The sequence below is a fragment of the Enterococcus wangshanyuanii genome, from assembly GCF_002197645.1.
Classification (GTDB): Bacteria; Bacillota; Bacilli; order Lactobacillales; family Enterococcaceae; genus Enterococcus_L; species Enterococcus_L wangshanyuanii.
Genome location: NZ_CP021874.1, coordinates 1879982 through 1896091, shown reverse-complemented (window position 1 = coordinate 1896091; position 16110 = coordinate 1879982). Strand labels below are relative to the sequence as shown.

Annotated in this window: 16 protein-coding genes; 15 read left to right on the top strand and 1 reads right to left on the bottom strand. The window is 36.4% G+C overall.

The window, feature by feature from the left end; genetic code table 11:
* Positions 1-303 precede the first annotated feature (303 nt).
* Both CC204_RS09195 and CC204_RS09190 read left to right on the top strand, forming a co-directional pair.
* Positions 304-1059 (top strand): 16S rRNA pseudouridine(516) synthase, encoded by a 756-nt coding sequence (locus CC204_RS09195; RefSeq protein ID WP_088269915.1) that lies wholly within the window; start codon positions 304-306, stop codon positions 1057-1059.
* Positions 1049-1735, top strand: coding sequence for a YjjG family noncanonical pyrimidine nucleotidase (locus CC204_RS09190; RefSeq protein WP_088269914.1), 687 nt, complete (start codon positions 1049-1051; stop codon positions 1733-1735). Before CC204_RS09195 ends, CC204_RS09190 begins: the two co-directional genes overlap by 11 nt.
* 118 nt (positions 1736-1853) lie before the next feature.
* Here CC204_RS09190 and CC204_RS09185 read toward each other — a convergent pair whose 3' ends face one another.
* Positions 1854-2306: a GNAT family N-acetyltransferase gene (locus CC204_RS09185; RefSeq protein WP_088269913.1), complete on the bottom strand. Its 453-nt coding sequence runs from the start codon at positions 2304-2306 to the stop codon at positions 1854-1856.
* Between the two features lie 146 nt (positions 2307-2452).
* Here CC204_RS09185 and udk point away from each other — a divergent pair, with 146 nt between their 5' ends.
* The 13 genes from udk (at position 2453) to CC204_RS09120 (ending at position 16103) form a co-directional block, all read left to right on the top strand.
* Positions 2453-3082 carry a uridine kinase gene (gene udk / locus CC204_RS09180; protein WP_088269912.1) on the top strand — a complete coding sequence of 210 codons (630 nt, stop codon included), beginning with the start codon at positions 2453-2455 and terminating at the stop codon, positions 3080-3082.
* A 175-nt stretch (positions 3083-3257) separates the two neighbouring features.
* Complete coding sequence (locus tag CC204_RS09175) at positions 3258-3926, top strand: response regulator transcription factor (RefSeq protein ID WP_088269911.1); 669 nt, start codon at positions 3258-3260, stop codon at positions 3924-3926.
* Positions 3917-5008: a sensor histidine kinase gene (locus CC204_RS09170; RefSeq protein ID WP_088269910.1), complete on the top strand. Its 1092-nt coding sequence runs from the start codon at positions 3917-3919 to the stop codon at positions 5006-5008. The genes CC204_RS09175 and CC204_RS09170 overlap by 10 nt, the downstream gene beginning before the upstream one ends.
* A 57-nt stretch (positions 5009-5065) precedes the next feature.
* Positions 5066-6406, top strand: coding sequence for an ABC transporter permease (locus CC204_RS09165; RefSeq protein ID WP_088269909.1), 1341 nt, complete (start codon positions 5066-5068; stop codon positions 6404-6406).
* A gap of 53 nt (positions 6407-6459) precedes the next feature.
* Entirely contained in the window at positions 6460-7080 is a 621-nt protein-coding gene (locus CC204_RS09160) for an ATP-binding cassette domain-containing protein (RefSeq protein ID WP_088271686.1), read from the top strand.
* 57 nt (positions 7081-7137) lie between these two features.
* On the top strand, positions 7138-8616 hold the full coding sequence (locus CC204_RS09155; RefSeq protein ID WP_088269908.1) for an ABC transporter permease: 1479 nt from the start codon (positions 7138-7140) through the stop codon (positions 8614-8616).
* 12 nt (positions 8617-8628) lie between these two features.
* Positions 8629-9303, top strand: coding sequence for an ABC transporter ATP-binding protein (locus tag CC204_RS09150; RefSeq protein WP_088269907.1), 675 nt, complete (start codon positions 8629-8631; stop codon positions 9301-9303).
* Positions 9296-10750 carry a PASTA domain-containing protein gene (locus CC204_RS09145; protein WP_088269906.1) on the top strand — a complete coding sequence of 485 codons (1455 nt, stop codon included), beginning with the start codon at positions 9296-9298 and terminating at the stop codon, positions 10748-10750. The genes CC204_RS09150 and CC204_RS09145 overlap by 8 nt, the downstream gene beginning before the upstream one ends.
* Positions 10751-11370: 620 nt before the next feature.
* On the top strand, positions 11371-11712 hold the full coding sequence (locus CC204_RS09140) for a type II toxin-antitoxin system PemK/MazF family toxin (protein WP_088269905.1): 342 nt from the start codon (positions 11371-11373) through the stop codon (positions 11710-11712).
* 234 nt (positions 11713-11946) lie between these two features.
* Positions 11947-12921, top strand: a complete 975-nt coding sequence (locus tag CC204_RS09135; RefSeq protein WP_088269904.1) for a Gfo/Idh/MocA family protein — start codon at positions 11947-11949, stop codon at positions 12919-12921.
* Positions 12922-13488: 567 nt separating this feature from the next.
* The gene (locus tag CC204_RS09130; protein WP_229677505.1) at positions 13489-15315 is read left to right on the top strand and encodes a BglG family transcription antiterminator; all 1827 of its coding nucleotides are present in this window, start codon (positions 13489-13491) and stop codon (positions 15313-15315) included.
* 5 nt (positions 15316-15320) lie between these two features.
* Complete coding sequence (locus CC204_RS09125; protein WP_088269903.1) at positions 15321-15659, top strand: PRD domain-containing protein; 339 nt, start codon at positions 15321-15323, stop codon at positions 15657-15659.
* A gap of 90 nt (positions 15660-15749) precedes the next feature.
* Positions 15750-16103 carry a glycine-rich SFCGS family protein gene (locus CC204_RS09120; protein WP_088269902.1) on the top strand — a complete coding sequence of 118 codons (354 nt, stop codon included), beginning with the start codon at positions 15750-15752 and terminating at the stop codon, positions 16101-16103.
* The last annotated feature ends 7 nt before the right edge of the window (positions 16104-16110 follow it).

Here is a 16110-nt window from a genome sequence, read left to right as displayed (position 1 = left end):
GTAAACATGTAAAGCTTAAAACGTAGCTAAGGTTTTCTGTTCATCTATGAAACGAACAAGCAGCTTCTACAAAACGTACCGCAAAAACAAAAAATCCCGAATAATTGTGCACAATCATCCAGGGAAAACTCCATATGATACCTTATTCTCTCCCAGGTCATTACGCTGTTTTTGAGAAACCTTATTCACTTTCTATATCAACCATAACCCTAATTTAAAGTTAAGTCAAGGGAAGTGAAAAAACATTATCCTTTTCAAACAAGCTTGTGTATACTAAACTATTAAGGGAAATGAGGAAAATAAATGCGTTTAGATAAGCTATTAGAGCAGGAGAAAATAGGCTCCAAAAGAAAAGTCAAAGCCTTGATCAAAAGTAAGCAAGTTTGCGTAGATGGACGAACGATCTTAGATGAGAGTCTGAATGTAGATGCTTCCTTGCAGGAAGTCGTCGTGGGCGGTCGTAAGATAGAAAATCAGACCCACGTTTATTATATGCTGAATAAACCTCAGGGAATCGTCACAGCTGTAAAGGATGCTAAGCATCAAACCGTGATCGATTTGATCGAGCCAAATGATCAGAGAAGCGGCTTATATCCAGTAGGAAGATTGGATCGTGATACAGAAGGGCTGTTGCTTATTACAGATAATGGCCAATTAGGGTATCAATTGCTGCTCCCTCATAAAAAAGTGTTGAAACGCTATGAGGTCATCGTAAATGAACCATTGACGAAAGCTGATCAGATTGCTTTTGAAAAAGGAATCGTATTTTCTGACGGAGAAATATGTAAAGCGGCTGAACTAATAATACTGACTTCGTCAACAAATGAAAGTCGAGCCTATCTTGATATCACAGAGGGAAAATTTCATCAGGTCAAGAAGATGTTTTTATCTGTTGGAAAAAAAGTGACATATTTAAAACGTATTACAATGGGACCGTTAGTCCTTGATGACACATTAGCATTAGGACAATATCGTCCGTTAAATCAACAGGAGCTTACGAGTCTACTCCCTTATTTCACTATTCATAAAAAAGAAAAGAGTCTAGAAAATGAAATTTAAAACACTACTATTTGATGTTGATGATACGCTATTAGATTTTAAGTTAACAGAGAAAAAAGCACTGCATGCTCTGTTTCAAGAAGAAGAAATTCCTTTGACAAAAGAAATCGAAACCACCTATAAAAAAATCAATCATCGACTTTGGCGAGAATTTGAACAAGGTAAAACGGATAAAAAAACAGTGATAGATACTCGTTTCAGTTTGTTGTTTGAACAATTTGGGAAAAAAGTCGATGGCAAACAGATGGGTGAAAAATATCGCTATCATTTGAGTCAAGGACATGATTTATTAGGAAATAGTAAAGAAATCATTTCACGCTTAAGACCAGATTATGAATTATATATCGTAACAAATGGTGTTGCTAAAACCCAATATCAACGACTAAAAGATTCACAGATGACCCCTTTTTTCGATGATATTTTTGTGTCAGAAGAAGTAGGGTATCAAAAGCCGATGAAAGAATATTTTGATTATGTATTTGATCGAATTCCAAACTTTGATCGGGAAAAGACAATGATCATTGGCGACTCTCTAGCCTCTGATATTCAAGGAGGAAACAAAGCAGATATTCAAACGCTTTGGCTCAATCCGGAGAAACAGGTGACAGATGGCGTGATCCAGCCAACATATGAGATCAGTAAGCTGGACGATATCTTCACGATTTTAGCGGATTAAAATGAATGTAACAATAGCATATCAGTAAACAAAAGTGTAGAACAAGACCTAAATTTAGGTCTTGTTCTACACTTTTCTTATTGTTCCAATCTAAGCAACTGCTAGCGCATTTCTTTGTTTAAACATCGATGCTCAAACGTACCATATCTTTTAAAACTAGTTTATTTTCTAAAATTTCCTCATCATAATGCCGTATAAAAAAATCTCGGTCGATACCAGTCATGCGAAAGCCGCATTTTTGATACAGATACATTTGACCAAAACTTGTACTGCCAGTACCGATCTCAACTGTTTTATACGAATGTTCTTTTGCATGAGTAAGGGCAAAGAAAATCAATTGTTCACCGATCCCTTGTCCTTGAAATTGTTCTAAAACAGCAATGTTTACGATCTCCAATGTCTCTGGTCTTGTGGGAAGTAAAACGACAATGCCAGTGATGTGACCATCGTTTAATGATTCAAAACAAAAGCTGCGTTTGATGTATTTTTCGACTAATTCTTTATTCGGGTCAGCAGATAGAAGTAATTCAAAGTAAGTAGGGCTAAATGTTTCCACTTTTCTTATAAGCATGGTTTCCTCCTTTTTAGAAGCTGATTTGTTTTCAATTAAAATGATTTTATCAAAAAATGTACATAAAATTGTGGTAATCTCTCTTGTTTCTATTATAATAGATAAAGGTTATTATGACTATTACGTTAAAAGAGAGGTTTCGCTGAATGAAAAATAATCAACCAATCGTGATTGGTGTAACTGGTGGATCTGGTAGTGGAAAAACCAGCGTGAGCCGAGCAATTTTTAATCATTTCCCAAATCATTCGATTATGATGTTGGAGCAGGATTCTTATTATAAAGATCAGAGCCATTTAAGTTTTGAAGAAAGACTGACGACTAATTATGATCATCCTTTTGCGTTTGATACAGATTTACTGATTGAACATTTGAAACAATTGATCGCTTATCAAACCATTGAAAAACCTGTGTATGATTATGTTGCGCATACAAGAAGCTCGGATGTTTTGATTCAGGAACCAAAAGAAGTGATTATTTTAGAAGGGATTCTGATTTTAGAAGACCAACGTTTGAGAGACTTGATGGATATCAAATTGTACGTGGATACAGACGATGATATTCGAATCATTCGCAGGATCAAACGTGATATGGAAGAACGAGGCAGAACACTGGACTCCGTTATTGAACAATACTTGACCGTCGTCAAACCGATGTATCATCAATTTATTGAACCGACGAAACGCTATGCGGATGTCATTGTGCCAGAAGGCGGAGAAAATCATGTAGCGATCGATTTGATCACTACAAAAGTTGCAAGTATTTTAAACGAAATCTAGGATAGAGTTGATAAAAAACACAAGTAAAAACGCTTGAGAAAATCGAGTGCTTCTACTTGTGTTTTTGTTATTTTACAAAAACTTCAAAAAAGGAACATAGACAAAGCGTTCCGGCTTATAGTATCGTATGAGGTATCTATCAGCATGTAAAAGAAAAGTTGGAAAGGGTGATCGAATGCGTGTTTTGGTTATTGAGGATAATCGTGAGTTAGCTTTATCTGTGCAAAAAGGATTGGAACGAGAAAAATTTATAGTTGATTTAGCTTTTACTGGTCTGGAAGGAGAAGAAAAGGCCTACGTAAATATATACGATGCTATTTTATTAGATCTAAATTTACCAGATAAAGATGGATTGGCGATTTTACATTTTTTAAGAGAAAAAGCCGTCGATAGTCCAATTATTATTATTACCGCAAGGGATGAAATAGAGGAACGAGCGAAAGGTCTTGATTTTGGCGCGGATGACTATTTAGTAAAACCCTTTGAGTTACTTGAATTGACTGCGCGGATTCGGGCAGTTGTACGAAGATTCCATGGACGGGCAACACCGCAAATCAAGATCAATGAATTGGTGATCGATCCTGTTAAACGGTGTGCAAGCTATGGTGTATGTGAGATTACTTTAAAACCGAAAGAATTCGATATTCTTTTATGCATTGCACAAAAACATCCGGCTGTTGTTTCAACAGAGGAGATTGCTGAACACGTTTATGATGAAAATTTCAATCCCTTTTCTTCTGTCTTAAGAGTCCATATGGCCAGACTAAAAAAACAGCTTGCTCAAGCATCAGGAAAAGACTTGCTTAAAACAATTCGTGCGAAAGGATATCAATTATGCGAGTAACATTTAAAATCGGCTTAACGATCATTACCTTTGCTTTTTTTATTATTTTAATTATCAGCGGCGGCTTTTTTGCGCTTAAAACCAACTGGCAGTCACTTAACATTGGAGAGTCGATCGGTTCGGCAGTTTATGTTGTAAAAACAAATCAACTGACAGATTTTCAACCAGCTGAGAGTATCGAATTTGCAGCTGAAGAGATGGTGAGTACAGAAACGTTGGATGAAATTTATATGAATTCGTTTTTGAAGTATTTACCATTGATTATTTTACTCGTTTCATGTGCATTACTTCTTTTAACGATAACCTTATGGGTGGTTTTACGGCGGATCTATACAAAACAAATGGTTCGGATCATTCATGATCTACAGTTTTTAGAAAAATTTAATGAAAAAGATGTTGAAGATAAAGCTGTTGCTCATGCTTTTAAGCAATTGAAAGACAAACTTGATGGGAATTTGGATGATTACAAACGGCTAAGCAGCTATTTAACGCATGAACAAAAAAATGCGATCGCAATTTTAAGAGCGAATTTGGAGTTAGAGGCAAATGAATCTGGAAATCTGTATATTTTAGATCGCCTAACAGACAGTATCGACGATGTGTTGACCTTGTCCAACAATGTGGAAGAGCATTCTAGTGAACAGGTAGATGTATCGCTGATTTGTGCAGAGGTTTGTGATGCTTATCAAAAAAGTTATCCTGCACTATCATTTACGTTTGAAGAAACCGAATCAACATTTATCTTAGGAAAAAACCGTTGGATCTACAGAGCTGTTTCAAATTTAGTGGATAATGCTATCAAATATGGAGAAGGCAAACCAATCGATGTTGTCGTTAGTTGTAAAAAGGGCAGTGTCATAGTCAAAATCAAAGATCGCGGTAAAGGCATCGAACTTGAGCGACAACATACGATTTTTACTCATCGTTATCGAATCAATGCATTAAAACAGGATGGCTATGGGATCGGCTTATCCGTTGTTTCGCATGTTTGTAAGTTATGTCAGGGATTTGTTTATGTGGATAGTAAAAAAGATGAGGGATCCACTTTTTATCTGTCATTTCCGCAAATGTCTCAAAGTTAACATTCAGTTAACAATCGATTTGTTATAGTAGGTTCAAGAAAGGAGTGGAGCAGGAAGATGCTCGTCTTAAAACATGCGCTTTTAAATGTAAAAAGACATTGCTGGCAGCACATGTTGATTGGAAGTTTATTGCTGTTATTGACTTTTATCGCTTTATCAGCGGGTCTTATTTTTACTTCAACTAAGAAATTTGCAGAAGGATACGCACAGCATTTTACACCAATCGTAACGATTTTGCCGACAGATTTAAATGCAGCGCATGAAGAAAAACTAACAAAAGAGGAATATCTTAAATTGGGTCAGTCAGATTCTATCGATCAAACAAAGGTAGTTGGGAATATACAAGTCTCATTCGAACACTTAAAACCCCTTGATGAAAAAGGGCGATTCCAAATGGAAACTCTAGATAGCGCTACAAATCAAACGACGCAGGAAGTTTTAGGGATCATGCAGGGCGTAGATCAAGAAGGACTCATGCAGGAGCTTTCTCAGCGCAATCAGGAAGTCTTCACAGGAAAAGCGAATCTTGACTTGAATGAATGCTTGATCAGTCATGACTTGGCTGAATTAAATGATCTACAGGTTGGCGATACGATTCAGGTATCGACGACAGTTGATGGTCAGAAAGAAAATAAGCGATTGACTATCGCAGGAACCTATCGATCAAAAAAGGTAGCTGGGACAACAACGACTTCTGGATGGGGGATATTCCAAGAAAATGATATTTTTACCAACTGGGACACTGTTGAAGATATGAAAAACTTCCAACAATTAGGCTATATCACAGCCTCATATAAGTTTAAAGATGTAAAAAGTAGCCAAGCATTTTTGAAAAAAATGAAAAGTACGGATAGCCTGAAGAATTACTATGTCATGACCAACGATACAGATAAAAAGTTGTTGCTAAGTCCAGTAAACAGCATGAAGATATTATCAGGCAGTTTATTTTTAGGTAGTTTGATTTTTGGGGTAGTGGGACTTGCGTTATTTTCAGCTAGGCGATTCAAGCAGTCACAAACGGAAATCTATTTATTAAAACATGCAGGGATTGCATATAGAGAATTGATAGTGAGTAGGTTTATTGAGTTGCTTTTTGTGGCAGCAGTGAGTATTGCGGTAAGTTTTGGATCCGTTGTTTTTGCGGTCCAGATGATTGCAGATTGGCAGTTGAGTAGTCAAAAAAATATGATTGGAGATTTTGAACAGATTTCAAATGCGATGATCAATGAATCTTTGACATCCATTAACTCAGTTCCAATTGAGATCGATGGGAGCGCTCTCTTGCTGCTTTTAGTGATCACCAGTCTATTTATCACGAGTATTATTTTGATTGATAGCTATAAGATCATTAGATTTGACCCAATAGAGTTTTTGTTAGAAAGGAATTTAGACGAGTGACGATTCTCTCTCTTAAAAATATAGTTTATACACATAAAAAAAGTAAAGTGACCATGTTAAAAGGGATCACAGTTGATTTTTCAGCAGGAAAAGTTTATGGGATTTTAGGGGAAAATAATACTGAGAAGACAGCGCTACTTGCTCTTTTAGCAGGAATCAGCACAGTTTCTAACGGTGATATCCTATTTAAAAATCAGAATTTTCAAAAAATAGATCGAGATCGTTACCGTAGAAAAGAAATCGGCACAGTTTTTCAACAATATAATCTACTTTTTGATGCGAGTGCACTAACGATGTTTAAGCTGCTATCTTGGAAGCAAGGAAATGATGCAGAACAGTTTCTTAAACGGTTAAAAGAAGTGGGAATAAATGAAAAACAGGCAAATAAAAAGATCAAAAAATTATCGGCTGCCGAGCAACAAAGAATTTGTTTAGCTAAAGCTACGTTGAACGATCCTGAAATCATTTTATTAGATGCTCCGGAGAAGACATTAGGTGAGCTTTCTCTAGAGGCGATCATGGCTTATTTATGTGTATATGCAAAAAATGAAAATAAGTGCATCATCATTGGTTCGCAATCACAAAAAATTGCATCCTATGTAGATGAATTATGGGGGCTGAATGGTGGGAAACTATCATTTATCAAGGACAATACGGAAATTGACGGGATGTAAAAGGACCCCTTTCTTCCCTGGTCAATAGAGAGATTGTACGATGGGAAGGAAAAATGTATGAATTATTGGAATCGGGCATTATGTAGTGTGACAAGAAGAAAAGGAAAATCGATCATTTTATTTGCTGTTATTTTCATTTTAGGAAATGTCATTGCCGGATCTATTGCGATCCAGCAATCTTCAGCAAATGTAGAAAAGAAAATCAAAAATGATCTAGGTGCGATGGTCACAGTCGAATTGGATTTTGACAAAATGATGGAAGAAGGACAGTCGTTTTCTCCAGGTACATTAAAAGAAGAAACGATCAAACAATTGGGAAAATCAACATACGTCAAGGATTTTGACTACAATGTCAAAACGACGTTGTTCGTAAAAAAAATCAAAACCTATGAACAGGAAAATTCAGGTGTAGTCAGTAATATGTCAAATATGCTGAATCTCAAAGGAACAAATTTATTAGAGCCATTGGATTTTAAAGATAAGAATGTGAAATTGGTTGAAGGTCGAACCTTTAAGCAAGACGAAATCAACAATGGAAAAGATGTTGCAATTATTTCAAAGAAAGTGGCAGAAGAAAATGGGTTTAATGTCGGTGATAAAGTAGTCTTAGACAGCTCTATAATCGACTATAAAGCTGATGGATCAACAGAAGAACTTGGAAGTCAGGACCATCCAGTTGAGATCATTGGGATTTTTGAACCTGCCAGTGTAGAAAAGAAAAAGTCCGATGATAAAGAAAAACAAGGAATCAACGAACAGTTTTTAGAAACAGAGCAATTCAATACAGTGTATATGCCAAATGATGCAGTAAAAGCAATCAGTAAAGTTGAATTTGACAAAGGCAAAGAGTTGTTGCCGGATCGTTACAAAAACACAGATGGATCAGAGGCAACATTTGAAGATACTGTTCAAATTACGCCTACGTATAACTTAAAATCACCAGAAGATGTAGAAGCATTTAAAGAAGAAGCTAAGGCGAGTATTCCTGAGGGATACAAATTGAATGCCTCGACAGATCAATATGATCAAGTTGGCGGCACGGTTAAAAAGATGTCGCAAATCTCCGGCTATGTAGTTGTTTTAGCGATCGGTGCGACATTATTGATCATTTCTTTGGTGGTCATTCTATTTTTACGTGATCGTAAACATGAACTTGGGATTTATCTTTCTTTAGGAGAAAGCAGAATGAAGGTGATGCAGCAGATTTTGATCGAATTATTGTTGATCAGTTTAGTTGCAATGTGTTTGTCCTTAGTAACAGGGAATTTTCTTGGGAAAATGGTCTCGGAATCCTTAGTTGCCAGTGATGCTTTTTCACAAACTGAAAGCGCGAGTACGAACGGAATGATGATGATGGGCGGAACGAATAATCTGCCGAGTTTAACAAGTGAAGAGGTTACGGGCGCTTATGAAGTGAAATTTTCTTTTAGCTATATCATGACATTTTTGATTGCCGGATTAAGTACAGTGTTGTTCTCTGCGGTTTTACCTTTGACCTATGTTTTAAGGCTGAATCCAAAGAAAATCATGATGTAGGAGGAAATCAGAATGACTATTTTACAAGCAAAAAACGTGAGCTATTTTTATCAGGACGGGGACAAGCGCCGGATGATTTTACAGGATACATCGATCAATTTTGATCAGGGGCAATTTTATACTATTTTAGGGCAATCAGGGTCGGGGAAAACAACGTTTCTTTCTTTGATCAGTGCATTAGATGAACCTAAATCGGGTGAAGTGCTGTATAAAGGACAAAATATCAAGGAAATCGGTTTGGAAAAATACCGCAGAGATGACATCAGTATCATCTTTCAAAGTTACAATTTAGTGCCGTATCTGACTGCTTTAGAAAATGTCTTAGTTGCTATGTCGATCACAGATAATGATATGCCGAAGGATGATCGTGCAGTTGCGTATAATTTATTGGATTATATTGGTATCAATAAAAGTAAAGCGGATCGTTTAGTGGGACAGCTGTCAGGTGGAGAGCAACAACGTGTGGCGATTGCCAGAGCTTTAGCGACAAATGTCGATATTATTCTTGCAGATGAACCTACTGGAAATTTGGATGAGGGAATGGAGCAGGAAATTGTAGACATTTTCAAAGATTTGGCTGAAACGCATAATAAATGTGTGATCGTTGTCACTCACTCGAATGAAATTGCGAATCAATCAGATAAAACGTATTTTCTAAAGCAAGGTGAGTTGATGTTGAATGAGTGATTTTTTATCAAATTTCAATAAAGATAGCTACAAGGAAACCAAAGAGAAAAAACAGCAAACAAAACAAGAAGGCCGACCACAAAAACAAGAGCCGCTGCCGCGTAACGTGGGAGCTGAAACAGCGAAGACATTCGTTGAGCCGGTCGTCAAAGATGTTCAGTCGTCTGATGAAATCACCTCAACAATGAGTAGGAGCTCAGTAGATTCTGAAACGCAGATCGATCCAACGTATCATCAAAAGCGCAAAAGAAAATTTATATTGATTGGGATCGGTGCAATCATTTTGTTAGGCTTTGTCTATTTCACTTATTATCAAATGACGCATGTAAAAGTCCCAGATTTTTCTGGGAAAGATTTAGCCGAGGCGCGGACATGGGCAACTGAAAATAAAGTAAAAATCGATGTTGAGCAAAAGTACGATAAGAGTATTGAGACGAATAAAGTGATTTCACAAAAATCAAAAAAAGGGAGTAAAATCAAAAAAGGTTCTGAATTGAAAGTCACTTCTAGTTTAGGCGCAGATCCGGAAGAAAAATTATCATTACCTGATTTTATGAAGATGAAAAAATCAGAAGCGGAGCAATGGATCAAACAGAACCATGCAGATAATATTTCGTTGATCGATGAGTACAATGAAACGTTGGAAAAAGGGAAACCTATTCGCTTTGAAATCGTTAATAAAGAAGTCAAGCAGGAAAATTATAAACGTAAAGATAAAGCGAATATGTATTACTCAAAAGGCAAAGAAACGTTTGAAAAGAATATTTCTGTTCCTGATTTCTCCAAAAAGCCAAAAGCAGAAGTTGAAAGCTGGGCGAAGACCAATGAAATCAAAGTGACATACGAGGAAGCCAGTTCTGCAGAAATACCAGCGGAAAGTATTATCTCACAAAGTATTGCCAAAGATCAGAAGGTGGCTAAAAAAGACAGTATGACCGTGACAGTTTCTTTAGGTAAAGGATACGTGGTACCGAATTTTGCTGAATATACGCAAGAAGAAGCTAGCTCTGCTGTAGAAGGTTTAGCTGTCAAAGCGAAAACGATTTTTACTGCGAATGTTCCTTATGGTCAACTGATCTCACAGAGTGTTGAAGCCGGGACAACGTTGACTAGTAAAGATGATTTAAAAGTGGATGTATATTATTCGGCAGGGCAGCCTTACTTGAAAGATTTGAGAAACAATACCGTCGAAGGTGATTTACAAAAATATTTCTATGAAGAATTTCAATCTAAAGGAGCGAATATTCGCTATACTGTGAGATATGTAGATTCTGCTGAGCCTAAAGGAACAGTTGTCGGGATGAGCGTATATAATCAGTATGTTCCTTTGGACTATACTGTTGGACTGGATATTAGTTTAGGTAATTTGGCCGGAGCTGCTGCTCCAAAAACGAATAGTCCTTCTGGAGCAGCTTCTGAATCAGATGGAGAAAAGGAAGAAAACTGATCATACAATAAAAATGTGATTTGAAAAGATTTGGATGGATAGAAGGGCTTAGCCTATGCACTAATGGACTCAAGATTTTGGACAGTCATTTGTAAAGAGTTCGATATGAATGTATTTCTGTTCCACCGATTAAGTTTAGTTTCTATGTGACTGAGTTATTACTCAGTCACTTTTTTTATTAGAATTTAGTGAGATAAAAAGACCATCTTTTTTTATGATGAATAAAAATGAATTTATTTGTATTATTTACATATGAAAATCATTTATTTAAACTCAGGATGAAAATTAAGCGTTTTATATTTATAATATTTAAACGTTATTTTTTTGTTTATATAAATTCATGTATATAAAGAAAGATTATTTGTTTTTAGAGAAAGCTATTTTTTTATGAACGAAATGTCTTTTTTATATCCAATTTTATTTATAGTCGTTTAAGTATATTTGAATAAAATATCTTTTTGAAATAATAGCTACCTAAACGGTATCTCTCATCAAATTTTCCTTTTATAGAGATTATCAAAGTTTTTAGTAAATGGCATAAAATATTGAAAAATTCTAATGCAAAAGCATGATATAATTTACAAAAATAGTGTTTTGTGAATAAGGGGTGATAAACTACGATGATACGAAGAGGAGAAATATTTTATGCGAATCTCTCACCTGTGATTGGTTCAGAGCAAGGCGGGATCAGACCTGTATTGATTATCCAAAATAATAAGGGAAATCTATTTAGTCCAACATTGATTGTTGCTCCAATCACGAGGAATGTGAATAAAAAAATGCAGCCGACACAGGTAAAAGTAGATATTCCGCATGAAGATCGAATGACACCGTCCTTAGTATTGCTGGAGCAAATTAGAACGCTGGATAAAGAACGTATCCTGCATAAAATTTGTCAGTTACATGATGATGATATGTTAAAAGTCGATCAGGCGTTGAAAATCAGTATTGGTATTCGTTAAGTAAAGAGTGATACATAAGTAAATTGTACATAGGCATTTTATTGTTTACAGATAAACGACTTTGAGGAGTTCTTAAGAAAACCTGTAAAGATGCTTTAAATTGTTAAAAATCAATTGACTGGGAGACATTAACCATATGACTTCCAGTTTTTTTAGTGATAAAGGAGATCGAAGAGAGGTTTTTTTGAAATTATAGTGAATAATGGCTATAGTAGAGAAAAGGAGTTGAGATGAATGAGAGCGATTCGTTATGGGATTTTAAGTACAGCTCAAATTGTACCTCGTTTTGTGCAGGGAATCAGAATGAGTCATCAAGGTGAAGCTGCTGCGATCGCATCAAGATCTTTGGCAAAAGCAAAAAAAATGGCAAAGGAATTGGCGATTCCAAAAGCTTATGGAAGTTATGAAGAACTGTATCAGGATCAAGAAATCGATATTATTTATGTAGCAACCTACAATAAAGGTCATTATGAAAGTGCAAAACAAGCGTTGTTGCATGGCAAACATGTGTTGGTGGAAAAACCTTTTACGATTGATAGTGAGCAGGCAGCAGAACTTTTTGATTTGGCAAAAAGGAAAGGCTGTTTTTTGATGGAAGCACAAAAGGCTGTGTTTTTACCTATCACGCTGCAAGTTAAAGAAGCCATTCAACAACAGAAAATCGGACGTATCCATCTATTACAGTCTGTCACGACCTATCCGAGTGTCGAGCATATTTCATGGTTCCATTCTTTGACTGCAGGTGGAGGAGCATTACATGGCTCGGGGAGTTATCCGATCCAGTATATGCAGTTTTTATTAGGTCAAAGGATCACAGAATATTATGGGCAGGCAACTGCTGAAAAAGGCCAAACAGATGATCAAGTAAACTTGAGTTTGAACTTTCAAAACCAGGTCTTAGGAAATATTTTCATTTCAGTTAAAGTAGACATTCCCAGTAAGTTGACGATTTATGGTGAGGAAGGTCGGATCGAGGTTCCAGAATTTTGGAAAGCGCGTGAAGCAACGATCTATTATAAGGATGGCAGACAGGAAAAATTGATGGGTGATTTTGAAAGTGAGTTTGAATTTGAAGTCGACCATGTGAACGATTGCCTAGAGCAAAAGCTGTTGGAAAGTCCTGTGATGACGAGAAGAATGACCTTAGAGACTGTGACTTTGGTTGATCATTTATACAAGCAATGGTTGAAAGAAGGACATGTTGGGTGACAGAACTATATTGCGTTTAAGGGGTATTTATGTTACAGTGTCTTTATGCGACGAGTTGACTCAATCAGACAGCTTTGCTGTTCCGTTTTGACGGCTAGTGATTGACCAAACAACAGAGGCACATATGTTTAATCATACCTACCGGATGTAGGCGTGTCGGATAAATATTTTTGTGGAGAAGATTTTATCTATTTATATTTATAAATACTGTGTAAAGAGAAGACTTCGGTCTTCTTTTTTTAGTTATTTCATTCGTCAAAAAAAACAATTACACTTATTGGTGCAAAAAGGCTTTAATAAAGTGAATGGTCTTTTGCACTAAATGAAAAGGCTTGTAATGCTTGGATTTCAAGCTGGAATAGTTTTGATCATTAAGGTAAAATAACGAAGAGGCTAAGTTGATTTTTTTTAATAAATAAGGATATTAAGAAAGTTGCACTTGTGTAAGTGCAACTTTTTTGTGTTGTTTGACAATAAAAATCAAGCTATAGTTCAATTGTAAGGGAAAGAAAGTTGGTGAGCGGTGTGTCTCTGCACTTATCAAAACGTGAAATAAAAATTTTACTGATGCTTTTAGATTTAGAGGAAAGTGTGACGACTAAAGAATTAGCTGATACTTTTCAAGTTAGTGTGCGGTCGATCAAATATGATTTAGACAATGTTCGTGAATGGTTTAAAGAACAAAAGGTTGAACTGCATGCTCGTCGTAATAAAGGGATTTGGTTAGATATCCCAGACTCAGAACGATTAACGTTGAAAAACGAAATTATTGAGGTTGAACGTTTTGAGACTTATCCAGACCAAGAACTAAGAATCAATCAATTGATTTTTCGCTTATTACTAGCACCTGCATATCTGACGTCTCAACAGTTGTCAGAGGAGATTCAAGTGAGTCGAAATACGATCATTAGTGATTTAGACCGCGTAGAAGAGTTGGTCCTTTCATATGGGCTCGTACTAAATAGGCAAAGCCGTCAAGGGTTTTCGATTATGGGAGACGAAAGTAAGATCCGTCTGCTGATGGAATATATCACTCAAAAAGAAATAACAGAGTACGATATTTATCAAATCATGAGCTATTTTGTTCAATCCGGTCAGCAAAAAAAGATGCAGGAAGTTCATGTGGGTGTAAATACGATTTTTCAAAAAATCTACCAAGTGGCTTTGAAAGAAATGACGAATCTGATCGATCCTTCTTTATTCGATCAATTTAATTATGCTGAAATTCTTTCAATTACATTGCGAGTTGCAATTGCAGCGTCACGAATGCAGCTACATCATACAGTGGGCGGGTACAAGATGCTGACGAATCAAAAGATACTGCAGCAAAAACAAGAGTTGCCGTTTTTATTGATGAAAAAAGTATTTGACCACTATGAATTGCCTTTGTTGGCAGATGAATATTTTTATATTTACAGTGATGTTTTTGTGGCAAATAACCGTCAAGACATTGTTGGTTTGACCGAAGAATTGATCAAAGATGTGTCCGAAGAAATCAATTTTCCTTTTTATCGAGATCAGCAGTTGTTCACAAATCTTTTTGCTCATTTATCCTTACGTTTAACGAAAAAGCATCTCTACATCAATGAGTACAATCCTTTTGTTGATGATATCAAGGCCAAGTATCCACAGCTGTTTTCAGCGATCCAACTTGCAAGTCAAAGTGACATCGTTGGTTCAGCATTACTGATCAATGACTCTTTTATTGCTTATATTGCACTACACTTTTTAGTTGCATATGAAAAAAATCAACATGAAATCAATGTTGTCCGAATTGTGTATGTTTGTTCAACAGGTCTTGGTGTGACGAGCTTGATCGAACAAAAAATATTAGAAGAAGTGGCGAATGTCGAAATCGCTGGATTTGCTTCTGTTTTGAATGCGGTAGATGTGATCGAGGAAAAAAATCCTGATCTCGTTTTAAGTATTTTTCCAATTGAAAGTATGAATCGTCCTTTTATCAAAGTCAACCCATTACCAACGGAGGCAGACATTCATAGCATCCAAGAAGAAGTCAATAAAATATTGACGCAGACAAAATCAGGAAAGGTTCCACGTTTGATTCCGCGTCATCAAGTAAAAGAAAAACAGGGAATCGAAGCAGAGAGCAGAGATATTTTAGTGCGGATATATGTCATTTATGAAGAATTGCTCAAAGCCTTTGCTGAAAAGCTGACCTGTGAATATAGAGAAGCATTTTTACTCCATGTGATGTTGATGGTTCATCGGATCACCTTTGATAGTCAGTACGAAAATGAAGGGAATATAGTAAAAGAAACGCTGTTGGCACAGCAGGAATTGGTCGGGAAAATTGAACAAATTTTTGCTAAAAATGATCTAATGGTTAATCAAGCAGAAATCACTGCTTTATTGAATTATATACGAGAGGAGTAGCATGCATGAGGGAAACTGATGATGCAAAAAAAATAATCGAGGAGAGTCCATATAGGGTCGAGTTGGGTGCTTCACTTGAAAAAATTAGTGAGTTGTTGAAAGAACAAGCAATTGAACCAACTGATTTACAATGGACGATTTTGATCAATCATGTCAATGAAATGATCAAGCGTTCTAAAACAAATGAAAAAATGACGGGTGTCGATCCTGCGATGTTTGAAGAGGTATCAAACGAAGCCTTGGAAATTGCCGACCAAGTTGTTCAGCATATTGGTAACTTACCGCAGGATGAAATGTATGTATTATCCATCCATTTTGAAGCTGCCAGACAAAATGAAGGATAAAAAATCAGAGAAACAAGCAAGATAAAAACGTTCTTATTTTATAAGGATGAGGTTTATCTGTTATTAACATAAAAATTGGAGGAATCAATTATGGTAACAGTAGTAATCGCAGATCGTTTAGGAAAAGGTCAAAATGTAGCAAAAGGAGTGGAAGCAGCTGGAGGAAAAGCGGTTGTCGTTCCGGGAATGGGTGCTGACATGCGTTTAGGCGATGTGATGCAGCAGGAAAATGCGGATCTGGGCATTTCATTTTGTGGAAGTGGTGGTGCTGGAGCATTGACAGCAGCGACAAAATACGGCTACCCAGAACGCCATGGGATGCGTTCGATCGATGAAGGTGTCACAGCAATCAATGATGGGAAAACAGTCTTAGGCTTTGGTTTCATGGATCAAGAAGAATTGGGCAAACGGATCGTTGAAGCATATTTGAAGAAAAACGCTTAATAGAACC

Bases quoted from the DNA above. Each gene is read 5' to 3' on its own strand.
- CC204_RS09195 (WP_088269915.1), top strand. From the start codon at position 304: ATGCGTTTAGATAAGCTATTAGAGCAGGAGAAAATAGGCTCCAAAAGA.
- CC204_RS09190 (WP_088269914.1), top strand. From the start codon at position 1,049: ATGAAATTTAAAACACTACTATTTGATGTTGATGATACGCTATTAGAT.
- CC204_RS09185 (WP_088269913.1), bottom strand. From the start codon at position 2,306: ATGCTTATAAGAAAAGTGGAAACATTTAGCCCTACTTACTTTGAATTA.
- udk (WP_088269912.1), top strand. From the start codon at position 2,453: ATGAAAAATAATCAACCAATCGTGATTGGTGTAACTGGTGGATCTGGT.
- CC204_RS09175 (WP_088269911.1), top strand. From the start codon at position 3,258: ATGCGTGTTTTGGTTATTGAGGATAATCGTGAGTTAGCTTTATCTGTG.
- CC204_RS09170 (WP_088269910.1), top strand. From the start codon at position 3,917: ATGCGAGTAACATTTAAAATCGGCTTAACGATCATTACCTTTGCTTTT.
- CC204_RS09165 (WP_088269909.1), top strand. From the start codon at position 5,066: ATGCTCGTCTTAAAACATGCGCTTTTAAATGTAAAAAGACATTGCTGG.
- CC204_RS09160 (WP_088271686.1), top strand. From the start codon at position 6,460: ATGTTAAAAGGGATCACAGTTGATTTTTCAGCAGGAAAAGTTTATGGG.
- CC204_RS09155 (WP_088269908.1), top strand. From the start codon at position 7,138: ATGAATTATTGGAATCGGGCATTATGTAGTGTGACAAGAAGAAAAGGA.
- CC204_RS09150 (WP_088269907.1), top strand. From the start codon at position 8,629: ATGACTATTTTACAAGCAAAAAACGTGAGCTATTTTTATCAGGACGGG.
- CC204_RS09145 (WP_088269906.1), top strand. From the start codon at position 9,296: ATGAGTGATTTTTTATCAAATTTCAATAAAGATAGCTACAAGGAAACC.
- CC204_RS09140 (WP_088269905.1), top strand. From the start codon at position 11,371: ATGATACGAAGAGGAGAAATATTTTATGCGAATCTCTCACCTGTGATT.
- CC204_RS09135 (WP_088269904.1), top strand. From the start codon at position 11,947: ATGAGAGCGATTCGTTATGGGATTTTAAGTACAGCTCAAATTGTACCT.
- CC204_RS09130 (WP_229677505.1), top strand. From the start codon at position 13,489: ATGCTTTTAGATTTAGAGGAAAGTGTGACGACTAAAGAATTAGCTGAT.
- CC204_RS09125 (WP_088269903.1), top strand. From the start codon at position 15,321: ATGAGGGAAACTGATGATGCAAAAAAAATAATCGAGGAGAGTCCATAT.
- CC204_RS09120 (WP_088269902.1), top strand. From the start codon at position 15,750: ATGGTAACAGTAGTAATCGCAGATCGTTTAGGAAAAGGTCAAAATGTA.